11 protein-coding genes are annotated in these 11,909 nt (G+C 73.6%); 6 read left to right on the top strand and 5 right to left on the bottom strand.

The features are described 5' to 3' along the window. Positions 1 to 42 precede the first annotated feature (42 nt). The 4 genes from ACGFX4_RS13270 to ACGFX4_RS13255 all read left to right on the top strand — a co-directional run bounded on the left by ACGFX4_RS13270 (position 43) and on the right by ACGFX4_RS13255 (position 3,387). A complete protein-coding gene (locus ACGFX4_RS13270) occupies positions 43 to 1,056 on the top strand; it encodes a GNAT family N-acetyltransferase (protein ID WP_393072747.1) in 1,014 nt (337 codons plus the stop codon). Positions 1,057 to 1,155: 99 nt separating this feature from the next. Further along, a complete protein-coding gene (locus ACGFX4_RS13265; RefSeq protein WP_393072745.1) occupies positions 1,156 to 1,548 on the top strand; it encodes a hypothetical protein in 393 nt (130 codons plus the stop codon). Between the two features lie 124 nt (positions 1,549 to 1,672). Further along, the gene (locus ACGFX4_RS13260; RefSeq protein ID WP_393072743.1) at positions 1,673 to 2,758 is read left to right on the top strand and encodes an S-(hydroxymethyl)mycothiol dehydrogenase; all 1,086 of its coding nucleotides are present in this window, start codon (positions 1,673 to 1,675) and stop codon (positions 2,756 to 2,758) included. Continuing rightward, positions 2,758 to 3,387 (top strand): MBL fold metallo-hydrolase, encoded by a 630-nt coding sequence (locus ACGFX4_RS13255; protein ID WP_393072741.1) that lies wholly within the window; start codon positions 2,758 to 2,760, stop codon positions 3,385 to 3,387. Before ACGFX4_RS13260 ends, ACGFX4_RS13255 begins: the two co-directional genes overlap by 1 nt. 55 nt (positions 3,388 to 3,442) lie before the next feature. Here the strand turns inward: ACGFX4_RS13255 and glnA are convergent, their stop codons facing one another. Beyond that, a complete protein-coding gene (glnA, locus tag ACGFX4_RS13250) occupies positions 3,443 to 4,804 on the bottom strand; it encodes a type I glutamate--ammonia ligase (protein ID WP_393072739.1) in 1,362 nt (453 codons plus the stop codon). Between the two features lie 175 nt (positions 4,805 to 4,979). Between glnA and ACGFX4_RS13245 the strand changes: the two genes are divergently transcribed. Together ACGFX4_RS13245 and ACGFX4_RS13240 are read left to right on the top strand one after the other, a co-directional pair. Beyond that, positions 4,980 to 6,734, top strand: coding sequence for an NAD+ synthase (locus tag ACGFX4_RS13245; protein WP_393072737.1), 1,755 nt, complete (start codon positions 4,980 to 4,982; stop codon positions 6,732 to 6,734). Positions 6,735 to 6,936: 202 nt separating this feature from the next. Then, positions 6,937 to 7,728, top strand: a complete 792-nt coding sequence (locus ACGFX4_RS13240; protein ID WP_393072735.1) for a putative protein N(5)-glutamine methyltransferase — start codon at positions 6,937 to 6,939, stop codon at positions 7,726 to 7,728. Positions 7,729 to 7,758: 30 nt separating this feature from the next. On the opposite strand, the gene ACGFX4_RS13235 is transcribed toward ACGFX4_RS13240, so the two are convergent. The 4 genes from ACGFX4_RS13235 to ACGFX4_RS13220 form a co-directional block, all read right to left on the bottom strand. Next, positions 7,759 to 8,331: a maleylpyruvate isomerase N-terminal domain-containing protein gene (locus ACGFX4_RS13235; RefSeq protein ID WP_393072733.1), complete on the bottom strand. Its 573-nt coding sequence runs from the start codon at positions 8,329 to 8,331 to the stop codon at positions 7,759 to 7,761. Between the two features lie 23 nt (positions 8,332 to 8,354). After that, the gene (locus ACGFX4_RS13230) at positions 8,355 to 9,362 is read right to left on the bottom strand and encodes an endonuclease/exonuclease/phosphatase family protein (protein WP_393072731.1); all 1,008 of its coding nucleotides are present in this window, start codon (positions 9,360 to 9,362) and stop codon (positions 8,355 to 8,357) included. A 159-nt stretch (positions 9,363 to 9,521) separates the two neighbouring features. Next, on the bottom strand, positions 9,522 to 10,256 hold the full coding sequence (locus ACGFX4_RS13225; RefSeq protein ID WP_393072729.1) for a TetR/AcrR family transcriptional regulator: 735 nt from the start codon (positions 10,254 to 10,256) through the stop codon (positions 9,522 to 9,524). A 23-nt stretch (positions 10,257 to 10,279) separates the two neighbouring features. Then, positions 10,280 to 11,881 carry an MFS transporter gene (locus ACGFX4_RS13220; RefSeq protein ID WP_393072728.1) on the bottom strand — a complete coding sequence of 534 codons (1,602 nt, stop codon included), beginning with the start codon at positions 11,879 to 11,881 and terminating at the stop codon, positions 10,280 to 10,282. Positions 11,882 to 11,909: the final 28 nt, after the last annotated feature.

Raw genomic sequence — 11,909 nt, 5'->3', positions numbered from 1 at the left:
GGACCCGGGCCGAACTCCACTGCCCGCAACCGAAGGTGACCCGTGATCCGCATCCGCACCGTCCACACCCCCGCCGACTACCCCACACTCGCCCGGCTCCTCGGCGCCACCGTCGACGAACTCGCCGCCGAGGACGCCGGCCGTCCCGCCACCGACGCGCTCACCACCGGCCCCGACGGCCGGCTCACCGGCCACGGCCGGATCCGCCTCCTCGCCGAGGACCCCGCCGGCCGCCCCCTCGGCTACGCCACCGCCTGGCGCGCCCCCTGGACCCCACCCGGCGACCTCGCCTCCCACTACGCCCTGGCCGACACCCACCTCCCGTCCGCCGACCCCCGTGCCGCCCAGACCCCGGCCGCCGACACCCCCTTCGCCCACCTCCCGCCTTCCGAGGCCCTTGCCGCCCACCTCCCCCTCACCGACGCCCTCGCCGCCTGGGCCCGTACCGTCGGCGCCACCCGCCTGCTCACCGAGCTCCCCGACAGCCGGCTCGACCTCCTCCCCGCCCTCCTCGACCGCGGCCACACCGTCGACGCCCACATCCGCACCGCCACCACCGCCCTCCGTCCCTCCCCCGGGCCGCTCCCCGAGCCGCCGGCCGGCATCCGGTTCACCACCTTCGCCACCACCACCGTCACCGACCCCGCCCACCGGCTGCACGCCCTCTACCTCGCCACCCTCCCCGACAACCCCGGCTTCGCCGACGCCCTCCCCGACTACGGGCAGTGGCACACCGAGGTCCTCACCGGCCCCGCCTTCCGCCCCGACTGGATCCACCTCGCCGAACACACCGGCCGGCTCGTCGCCGTCGCCGCCGCCCATGCCACCCCCGACCCGTACACCTGCCACCTCACCTACACCGCCGTCGCCCACCCCTGGCGCGGCCGGGGCCTCGCCCGCGCCCTCAAGCTCCACGCCGCCCACCACCTCGCCCTCGCGGGCCTCCGCACCGCCCACACCGAGGTCGCCGCCGCCAACACTCCTATGGCCACCCTCACCACCGCCCTCGGCTACACCTGGCACCCGGGCCACCACCGCCTGGTCCTCCCCCTGTGACCAGCCCTCGCCCCGCCGCCGTTCCCGCCCTTCCCCCCTGCCGCCGTCTCCGCAACCCTGGTGCCACCACACCGCACCGTACGAAGGGGGCCCGGAACCGTGACCGATCCGCGCAGCGCCCGCACCGCCCGCCGGGCCGCGACCGCCGCCGGACTCCTCTGCGGCCTGCTGCTCTCCGCGGCCTGCGCGCCGGCACCCGTATCCGCACCCGCACCCGCACCTTCCGCCGCCCAGGAACCGCCCTGCGTACGGCAGCTGACCACCTACCTCCAGGACCACCTGGACGGCCAGCCCGACCTCGGCGACTACCAAGAGCTGGGCCTGTCCGCCGCCGAGGCGCGGGCCCTGCGCGCGCTCCGCAGGCAGGCGGACGAGCTGCGCGGGAGCGGCCCCCTCCCGTCCGGCTGGGTGGCCGAGCGGGCCCGCGCCTCCTGCGCGGAGATCGAGCGCAGCGAGGCGACTTCCTCCCCGAAGCCGCCCGGGTGGCCGTGAGCCGTCCGCCGCTCCTTCCGCCCGACCTGCACCGCGGATGCCTGTCGGACCGTCACAATCGACGTAGTCCCGGAGCGGCAGGGCGACTCCGGACGGACGGAAGCACGGAAGCGAGGAGGGCTCGATGGCGCAGCAGGTACGGGGTGTGATCGCACGGTCCAAGGGGGCGCCGGTCGAGGTGGTGACCGTGGTGGTGCCCGATCCCGGGCCCGGCGAGGCGGTGGTGAAGGTGCAGGCGTGCGGTGTCTGCCACACCGACCTGCACTACCGGGAGGGCGGCATCAACGACGAGTTCCCGTTCCTGCTCGGCCACGAGGCCGCGGGCATCGTGGAGTCGGTCGGCGAGGGTGTCACCGAGGTGGCGCCGGGTGACTTCGTGATCCTCAACTGGCGTGCGGTGTGCGGGAACTGCCGGGCGTGTCGGCGCGGCCGGCCCTGGTACTGCTTCGCCACCCACAACGCGAAGCAGAAGATGACGCTGACCGACGGCACCGAGCTCTCGCCGGCGCTCGGCATCGGCGCGTTCGCGGAGAAGACGCTGGTCGCGGCCGGCCAGTGCACCAAGGTCGACCCGGCGGCGTCCCCCGCGGCGGCGGGCCTGCTCGGCTGCGGCGTGATGGCGGGACTGGGCGCCGCGGTGAACACCGGCGCGGTCGGCCGCGGCGACTCCGTCGCCGTCATCGGCTGCGGCGGTGTGGGCAACGCGGCCGTCCTCGGCGCCCGACTGGCCGGCGCCGCCAAGATCATCGCGGTCGACCTGGACCCCCGCAAGCTCGCCAAGGCCCGCGAGCTGGGCGCGACGGACACCGTCGAGGCAGGGTCGGCGGACGTGGTCGAGGCGATCCGCGAGCTCACCGGCGGCCACGGCGCGGACGTCGTGATCGACGCGGTGGGCCGCCCGGAGACGTACCGGCAGGCGTTCTACGCCCGCGACCTGGCCGGCACCGTGGTGCTGGTCGGGGTGCCGACACCCGAGATGAAGCTGGAACTGCCGCTGCTCGACGTGTTCGGCCGCGGCGGCTCCCTGAAGTCTTCCTGGTACGGCGACTGCCTGCCCAGCCGGGACTTCCCGATGCTGATCGACCTCTACCTGCAGGGCCGGCTCGACCTGGACGCCTTCGTCAGCGAGACCATTCCGCTGGACGGCGTGGAGCAGGCGTTCGAGCGGATGCACAAGGGCGAGGTGCTGCGATCGGTGGTGCTGTTCTGATGACGGCCCGGATCGAACACCTGGTCACCTCGGGCGAGTTCAGCCTGGACGGCGGCACCTGGCAGGTCGACAACAACGTCTGGCTGGTCGGCGACGACCACGACGTCCTGGTGATCGACCCCGCCCACGACGCCGAGGCGATCGCCGCGGCGGTCGGCGACCGCCGCCTGGTGGCGATCGTCTGCACCCACGGCCACAACGACCACATCAACGCGGCGCCCGAACTGGCCGACCGCACCGGCGCGCCGATCCTGCTCCACCCGGACGACGCGGTGCTCTGGCAGCAGACCCACCCCGAGCGCAAGCCCGACGCCGACCTCGCCGACGGCCTCCGCCTGACCGTCGCCGGCACCGACCTGACCGTGCTCCACACGCCCGGGCACAGCCCCGGCGCGGTCTGCCTGCACGCCCCGGAACTCGCCACCGTGTTCAGCGGCGACACCCTCTTCTCCGGCGGCCCGGGCGCCACCGGGCGGTCCTTCTCGGACTTCCCGACGATCATCGACTCGATCCGCGACCGGCTCCTCACCCTCCCCCCGGAGACCACGGTGCGGACCGGCCACGGCGACACCACCACCATCGCCGCCGAGGCCCCCCACCTCGCCGACTGGATCGCCCGCGGCCACTGACCGCAAGCACCCCGGTCCGGCGCCCAAGCGCGCCGGACCGGGGTCGTCCGGGGTGTTACAGCACCTGGAGGTTCTTGCGCAGCTCGAACGGGGTGACCTCGGAGCGGTACTCCTCCCACTCCTGGCGCTTGTTGCGCAGGAAGAAGTCGAAGACGTGCTCGCCGAGGGTCTCGGCGACGAGTTCGCTGCGCTGCATGAGGTCGATGGCCTCGCCGAGGTTCTGCGGCATCGGCTGGATGCCGAGCGAGCGGCGCTCCGCGTCGGAGAGTGCCCAGACGTCGTCCTCGGCGCCGGCGGGGAGCTCCAGGCCGTCCTCGATGCCCTTGAGGCCGGAGGCGAGGACCACGGCGTAGGCGAGGTACGGGTTGCAGCCGGTGTCGAGCGAGCGGACCTCGACGCGGGTGGAGCCCTGCTTGCCGGGCTTGTACATCGGGACGCGGATCAGCGCGGACCGGTTGTTGTGGCCCCAGCAGATGTAGGAGGGGGCCTCGCCGCCGGCGCCGGCGGTGCGCTGGGAGCCGCCCCAGATGCGCTTGTAGGAGTTGACCCACTGGTTGGTGACGGCGGCGGTCTCGGCGGCGTACTTGAGCAGGCCGGCGATGAAGGAGCGGCCGACCTTGGAGAGCTGGTACTCGGCGCCGGACTCGTGGAAGGCGTTGCGGTCGCCCTCGAAGAGGGAGACGTGGGTGTGCATGCCGGAGCCGGGGAAGCCGGAGAACGGCTTGGGCATGAAGCTGGCGTGGACGCCCTGCTCCAGCGCGACCTCCTTCATGACCAGGCGGAAGGTCATGATGTTGTCGGCGGTGGAGAGCGCGTCGGCGTAGCGGAGGTCGATCTCCTGCTGGCCGGGGGCGCCCTCGTGGTGGGAGAACTCGACCGAGATGCCCATCGACTCGAGCATGGTGATGGCCTGGCGGCGGAAGTCGTGGCCGACGCCGCGCGGGGTGTGGTCGAAGTAGCCGGACTGGTCGGCGGGGATGGGGGCGGTGCCGTCGCCGGGGAGGTTCTTCAGCAGGAAGAACTCGATCTCCGGGTGGGTGTAGAAGGTGAACCCCAGGTCGGACGCCTTCTCCAGGGTGCGCTTGAGGACGAAGCGCGGGTCGGCGTACGACGGCGAGCCGTCGGGCATCATGATGTCGCAGAACATCCGCGCGGTGCCGGGGGTCTCCGAGCGCCACGGCAGTATCTGGAAGGTGGTCGGGTCCGGCTTGGCGATCATGTCGGACTCGTAGACCCGGGCGAAGCCCTCGATCGCCGAGCCGTCGAACCCGATCCCCTCGTCGAACGCCTGCTCCAGCTCGGCCGGAGCGACCGCGACCGACTTCAGGAACCCGAGCACATCGGTGAACCACAGCCGGACAAAACGGATGTCACGCTCCTCGAGCGTGCGAAGCACGAACTCCTGCTGCTTGCCCATGGGGACAGTCTCACCTCTGCTCTTTACGTCCGTGTTACGCCCGCGGGCGTGACCGGAACCGGCTGCTCCCATCATGGCGGATCTTCCTGCGGAGTCCACCCCCGGGCAGGCCACGGTAGGCCGTGGAACGCCCGGTGGGGAGACATAACGTCAGTTCGACGATTACACTCGTCGCATGCCCAACATCCGTCTCGCCCTGAGCCAGACCGACCCGTGGGTCGGCGACATCGACCGCAACCGTGACGAGGTGGTGCGCTGGACCAGGCGGGCCGCCGAGGCCGGAGCGCAGCTGGTCGCGTTCCCGGAGATGGCCCTGACCGGCTACCCGGTGGAGGACCTGGCGCTGCGCGGCTCCTTCGTGGAGGCCTCGCGGACGGCGCTGGTGGAGCTGGCCTCCCGGCTGGCGGCGGAGGGCCTGGGCGAGCTGCCGGTGGTGCTGGGCTACCTGGGCCGCTCGGAGCACGAGGAGCACCGGACGCACCGCCCGGCCGGCTCGCCGCAGAACTGCGCGGCGGTGCTGTACCGCGGCGAGGTGGTGGACCGCTTCGCCAAGCACTTCCTGCCGAACTACGGCGTGTTCGACGAGTACCGGTACTTCGTGCCGGGCGACCGGCTGTCGGTGCTGCGGCTGCACGGGGTGGACGTGGCGCTGGCGATCTGCGAGGACATCTGGCAGGAGGGCGGCCGGGTCACCGCGGCGGGCGAGGTCGGCGCCGGGCTGCTGCTGGTGATCAACGGCTCGCCGTACGAGCGCAACAAGGACGATGTGCGGCTGGAGCTGGTCCGCCGCCGGGCCGCGGAGGCAGGCTGCCCGCTGGCGTACCTGAACATGGTCGGCGCGCAGGACGAGCTGGTCTTCGACGGCGACTCGCTGGTGGTGTCGGCGGACGGCGAGGTGCTCGCCCGGGCGCCGCAGTTCGAGGAGACGCTGCTGCTGGTCGACCTGGAGCTGCCGGCCGCCGAGGGCGACCAGCCGGACGGGCTGATCCTCAGCGACGGGCTGCGGCTGGCCCGCACCGACCTGGGCGGCGACCGGCTGCCCGCCCCGGCGGAGCCGGTGGCGGCGCAGGTCGCGCCGCGGCTGGACGACGAGGCGGAGATCTACCAGGCGCTGGTGGAGGGCACCCGGGCGTACGTCCGCAAGAACGGGTTCCGGTCGGTGCTGATCGGCCTGTCCGGCGGCATCGACTCCGCGCTGGTCGCGGCGATCGCGGTGGACGCGGTCGGCGCCGGGAACGTCCACTGCGTGTCGATGCCCAGCAAGTACTCCTCGCAGCACTCCCGGGACGACGCCGCCGAACTGGCCCGCCGCACCGGCCTCAACTTCCGTACGGTGTCGATCGCGCCGATGGTCGAGGCGTACCTGGGCGCCACCGACCTCACCGGGCTGGCGGAGGAGAACCTGCAGTCCCGGGTGCGCGGCACGCTGCTGATGGCGATCTCCAACCAGGAGGGGCACATCGTGCTCGCGCCCGGCAACAAGAGCGAGCTGGCGGTCGGCTACTCGACGCTGTACGGCGACTCGGTGGGCGCGTACGGCCCGATCAAGGACGTCTACAAGTCGCTGATCTTCCGGCTGGCGACCTGGCGCAACGACGAGGCCGTGCGGCGTGGCGAGGTGCCGCCGATCCCGGAGAACACCATCCTCAAGCCGCCGTCCGCCGAGCTGCGGCCGGACCAGAAGGACACCGACTCGCTGCCCGACTACGACCTGCTGGACACCGTGCTCGACCTGTACGTCGAGGGCGACCAGGGCCGGGACGCGATCGTCGCGGCCGGCTACCCGGCCGAGGTGGTGGACCGGGTGGTGCGGCTGGTCGACACCGCCGAGTACAAGCGGCGCCAGTACCCGCCGGGCCCGAAGATCTCGCCGAAGGGCTTCGGCCGGGACCGCCGACTGCCCATCACCAACCGCTGGCGGCGCGGCTGAACCCGGGTCGGCGGGGCGGGCGGTCCGGTAGGGTGATCACCTGTGCCGGGCCGCGCGCCGCGCCGGCCGACCACGAACCGAGGAGGTGGGACCCATCACCGCTGTGCCAGGACGGGTGCTCCCCTCCGACCGCCCCGCCGCCGACCAGGCGTAGCCGGGGCGCGGGAGCCCCGCGGACGTACTCCGAAAGGCTCCTCCCGCCGTGACCCCGTACCCCTCCGCGCTGCTGCGCGCCACCACCGTCCGGAAGCTGCGCGCCGCCGGCTGCGTCTTCGCCGAGGACGAGGCGCGCCTGCTGATCTCCGCCGCCCGCACCCCCGCCGAGCTGGCCGTCCTGGTCGGCCGCCGGGTCGACGGCCTGCCGCTCGAACACGTCGTCGGCTGGGCCGAGTTCGGCGGGCTGCGGGTGTCCGTCGACCCGGGCGTGTTCGTGCCGCGCCGACGCTCCGAGTTCCTCGCCGAGCAGGCCGCGGCGCTGGCCGCCCCCGGGGCGGTGGTGCTCGACCTGTGCTGCGGTTCCGGCGCGCTCGGCGCCGCGGTCGCCGCCGCCGTCGGACCGGTCGACCTGCACGCCGCCGACCTGGACGAGGCCTCGGTGCGCTGCGCCGCCCGCAACCTCGCCGCCGCGGGCGGGCGGGTGTACCGCGGCGACCTGTACGCGGCCCTCCCCGCCGAACTGCGCGGCCGGGTGGACGTCCTGGTCGCCAACGCGCCGTACGTGCCGACCGGCGAGATCGGGCTGCTGCCCCCGGAAGCCCGGGACCACGAACCGCTGGCCGCCCTCGACGGCGGGGACGACGGGCTGGCGATCCAGCGCCGGGTCACCGCCGACGCGCCCGCGTGGCTGGCGCCCGGCGGCCACCTGCTGATCGAGACCAGCGACCGTCAGGCCACCCGCACCGCGGACGCGTTCGCCGACGCCGGGCTCGCCCCGCGCATCACCGCCTGCGAGGAGCGTGACGCGACCGTGGTGATCGGCACCCGCGCACGGTGAGGCGGGGGCGGTGCGCCGCCGGACGGACCGTCAGTCGGGGACGGCGGCGCGCCAGCTCCAGGTGGTGCGGCGAGGGCGGCCGGGGAGTTCGCCGCGGCCGGCGCACCACAGCAGTACGGCCGCCGGGTCGCCCGCCGGGGCGTCCGGGAACAGCCGGGCCAGCACCCCCTCGCACAGGTCCGGCGGCGGGGACCAGTCGGCGCCGAGGCCGCCCGCGAGGTCCCAGGTGTGCAGCAGCACCTCCGCGCAGCCCATCGCCGCGAACCCGCCCGGGTCGCACGGCCCCCAGTGCCACGCCCGGGCGTCCGCGGGCGCGGTGTCCAGCACCGCCCGGAGCATCCCGCCCGCCGCCGCGACCACCCGCAGCACCTCGGTCGGCGTCGCGCCCTCCCCGACCACCAGGTCGTACGGCAGGTACGAGCCGTCCGCGCGCCCGGCCAACTGCCCGGCGTACGCCACCAGATCGTGCGCCACGTGCGCGGCGGTCTCCCGGCAGCTCCACTCCAGCCCCCGCGCGGGCACCGCCCAGTCGTCCCCGACCGCGTACGGCCCCAGCGTCCGGGTCATCCACCCGACCGCCCGCCCCACGTCCCCACCGTCCATGGCCTCCAGGCTACGGGTGCGGATCAGTAGCGGTAGTCCGCGGTGATCGCCAGGTGGTCGCTGCCGTCGGCGGCGAGGGTGCGGGAGTCGGTGGGGGTGAGGCCGCCCTTGCTGAGGATCTGGTCGATCCGGGCCATCGGGAAGGACGCGGGCCAGGAGAAGCCGAAGCCGTCGCCGGCGGCGCCCTGGGCGGACCGCATCTGGGAGGTGACCGGCGCGAGGCTGCGGTCGTTCATGGTGCCGTTGAGGTCGCCGAGCAGCAGGACCTTCTTCAGCGGCTCGGCCTCGATCGCGTCGCCGAGCGCCTGCGCGCTGACGTCCCGCTGCCCGGCGGTGAAGCCGCTGTCGAACTTCAGCCGGACGGAGGGCAGGTGGGCGACGTACACGGCGAGCGGCCCCTTGGGGGTGGTGACCTCGGCGCGGAAGGCGCGGGTCCAGCCGATCCGGATGTCGACGACGGAGACGCCGGAGATCGGGTAGCTGGACCACAGGCCGACGGTGCCCTCGACCGCGTGGTACGGGTACTTCGCGGCGAGCCCCCTGGCGTACGTGGAGACGGCGCTGCCGGCGATCTCCTCCAGGGCGACGATCTGCGCGCCGGAGTCGTTGAGGAGCTTCACGGTGCCGGCCGGGTCGGCGTTGGCGGCGGCGACGTTGTGGCTGAGCACCTTGAAGTCGCCGGGACCGGTGCTCTTGTCGGTGAGCAGGCCGCCGAACATGTTGAGCCACAGCGCAGTGGGCAGCAGGACGGCGAGCAGCGCGGTGGCGGAGCGCCGCCACACGCCGAGCCCGAGCAGGACCGGGATCGCCAGGCCGAGCCAGGGCAGGAAGGTCTCCAGCAGGCTGCCGAGGTTGCCGACGCCGTTGGGGACCTCGGCGTGGAAGGCGAGCAGGACGGCGACGAACAGGGCGAGCGCGGCGATGATCCGGCCGCGCCGCCAGCCGAGGCCGAGCCGGGCGAGGCCGCGTCGCGGGGCGGGAGGCTGCGTACCGTCCGCCGCTTCGGCCGCCGGACTGTCCGCCTGCACCATGCCCACTCCTCCGTGCCGTTCCGTGTTCTGTCGTGCCCGGTTGTGGCCGATTCCGGACCGATTCCGGAGGAATTGGTCGGATTCTCGGCTCAGCCTATGACGGGACAGACGCGGCGGGGGCGCCACCGGGTTCCGGCGCGCCCCCGGCTGTGGGCTCGGTCACGGCCGGTCGGACGGCTCCGGCCGGGGCCGGGTGCCGATGCCCTGCAGCACGGTGTCGATCATGGCGCGGGCCAGGTCGGGGTCGTCCAGCGGGGCGTCGTCCCACAGCACGCTGCGCACCAGGATCGGGCCGAGGATCAGTTCGCAGAGCAGCTCGACGTCGACGTCGGAGCGCAGTTCGCCCTCGGCGACGCCGCGGCGGACGACCATGCGGATGAGCTCGCGCCGCGGCTTGATCACTCGTTCGTGGTACGTCGCCTTCAGCTCGGGCCACGCGCCCATCTGGCCGAGGGCGGACTTCACCACCCAGCGGGAGCGCTTGGCCAGGCCGCGCCGGCGCATGTAGTCGACCAGCGTGATCAGGTCGTCCCGGTAGGTCGGTCCGGCCAGCGGCGGGGGCGGCTCCTCGAGGCGGTCGATCACGTCGACCAGCAGGGCCTCCTTGTTGGACCACCGCCGGTAGATGGTGGCCTTGCCGACGCCCGCGGCGGCGGCGATCCGCTCGACGGAGAGTTCGGCGAGGCTGCTGCCGTCCTCCATCAGGCGCTCGACGGCGGCGAAGATCGCCTGCTCGGCGGCCTCGCTGCGCGGACGACCGCGGCGCGGGGCGGCGCCGGCAGCCGCGTCGTTCACGGCGGCCGGGCCGGCCCCGGCACACAGGGCGGGGCCGGCGGCCTGGGCCGGTCCGGTGGAGTCGGCGGCCGGCTGCGTGCCCGGCAGGTCGATCTTCATGCGCCCATTCTCCACCGGCCGGCTCAAACCCTGGCGGGGTCGGAGGCGGACTCGGGCGCGGCGGTGGCCTTGCCGGGCCCGCCGGGGGTGTCGGCGGTGCGGCCGGGCAGCAGCAGGAGCGCGATCACCGCGCCGACCGCGGTGATGCCCGCGGAGAGTCCGGCGACCACGTGCATGGCGTGCAGGAAGGAGTCCATGGCGGGGGTGACCAGCGCGCTGTCGTGCGTGCCGGCGGCGATCGCCAGGGTGGCCTCCAGCGACTCGCCGGCCTTGTCGCGCAGGGCGGGCGGCAGCGCGGCGAGGTGGTCGGCGACGCCGTCCCGGTAGACGGTGGAGAGCACCGCGCCGAGCACGGCGACGCCGAGCGAGCCGCCGACCTGCCGGAAGGTGTTGTTGATCGCGGAGCCGGCACCGGCCTTCTCGCGGGGCAGCGCGCCCATGATCGCGACGGTGACCGGCGGCATCACGTGCGCCATGCCGGCGCCCATCACGAAGCCGAGCACCACCAGCACCCAGATCGGCGTGGTGGCGCCGAGGAAGAGGTAGCCGAGGAAGCCGACCGCGATCAGCGCCATGCCGCCGGCGCAGGTGGCGCGGACGCCGAACCGGTCGACCACCAGCCGGGCCCGGGGGGCGAACAGCAGCTGGGCGCCGGCCAGCGGGAGCATCAGCGCGCCGGCCTGGAGGGCGCTGTAGCCGCGGACGCTCTGGGTGTAGAAGACGCCGAAGAAGGAGACGCCCATCAGCGCGAAGAACACCACGCCGACCACCGCGATCGAGGCCGAGAAGACCTTGTTGCGGAACCAGCCGATGTCCAGGGCCGGGTGGCTGGTGCGCTTCTCGAACAGCACGAACGCCACCAGTGCCAGCACGCCGACCGCGATCGGCACCCAGGCCTTCGGGTCGAGGAAGTCGGCCAGCTCGCCGCCCTTGATGATGCCGTAGATCAGCGCGACCAGGCCGACGATGGACAGCAGCACGCCGATCGGGTCGAGCCGGCCGGGGTTGGGGTCCTTGGAGTCCGGCACCAGCAGGAACATCGCGACCAGGGCGACCACCACGATCGGCACGTTGACCAGGAAGACCGAGCCCCACCAGAAGTGCTCGATCAGCAGGCCGCCGGTGATCGGGCCGATCGCGATGGCCAGGCCGACCGCGCCGGCCCAGATGCCGATCGCCTTCGGCTGCTCGTGCCGCTCGAAGACGTTCATGATGATCGCCAGCGTGGCGGGCATCACGAAGGCGCCGCCGAGGCCCATCACCGCCCGGTAGCCGATCAGTTCGCCCGGGGTGGTGGCGAGCGAGGAGAGCAGCGAGCCGAGGCCGAAGACGAGCATGCCGCCGAGCAGCGTCCACTTGCGGCCGAAGCGGTCGCCGAGCAGGCCGGCGGTGAACAGCAGTCCGGCGAAGACCAGGGTGTACGAGTTGATCGCCCACTCCAGGTCGCTCTGGCTGGCGCCGAGCCCGACCGGGGCGGGGGTGGCGATGGTCTTCATCGCCACGTTGAGGATCGAGTTGTCGAGGACGACGACGAGCAGGGCGAGCAGCAGCGTGCCGAGGATCGCCCAGCGGCGACGGTGGACAGCTTCGGGCACCCGCGATGGTGCGGGCGTGGCGGTGGTCATGCGGCTCAGCGTAGCTCCGATTTCGATA

The sequence above is a fragment of the Kitasatospora sp. NPDC048365 genome, assembly GCF_043200835.1.
GTDB lineage: Bacteria > Actinomycetota > Actinomycetes > Streptomycetales > Streptomycetaceae > Kitasatospora > Kitasatospora terrestris.
Note: the sequence above shows the minus strand (reverse complement) of the source record. Positions and strands in the feature narration are given on the sequence as shown.

Bases quoted from the DNA above. Each gene is read 5' to 3' on its own strand.
- ACGFX4_RS13245 (WP_393072737.1), top strand. From the start codon at position 4,980: ATGCCCAACATCCGTCTCGCCCTGAGCCAGACCGACCCGTGGGTCGGC.
- ACGFX4_RS13260 (WP_393072743.1), top strand. From the start codon at position 1,673: ATGGCGCAGCAGGTACGGGGTGTGATCGCACGGTCCAAGGGGGCGCCG.
- ACGFX4_RS13230 (WP_393072731.1), bottom strand. From the start codon at position 9,362: ATGGTGCAGGCGGACAGTCCGGCGGCCGAAGCGGCGGACGGTACGCAG.
- ACGFX4_RS13220 (WP_393072728.1), bottom strand. From the start codon at position 11,881: ATGACCACCGCCACGCCCGCACCATCGCGGGTGCCCGAAGCTGTCCAC.
- ACGFX4_RS13235 (WP_393072733.1), bottom strand. From the start codon at position 8,331: ATGGACGGTGGGGACGTGGGGCGGGCGGTCGGGTGGATGACCCGGACG.
- ACGFX4_RS13225 (WP_393072729.1), bottom strand. From the start codon at position 10,256: ATGAAGATCGACCTGCCGGGCACGCAGCCGGCCGCCGACTCCACCGGA.
- glnA (WP_393072739.1), bottom strand. From the start codon at position 4,804: ATGGGCAAGCAGCAGGAGTTCGTGCTTCGCACGCTCGAGGAGCGTGAC.
- ACGFX4_RS13255 (WP_393072741.1), top strand. From the start codon at position 2,758: ATGACGGCCCGGATCGAACACCTGGTCACCTCGGGCGAGTTCAGCCTG.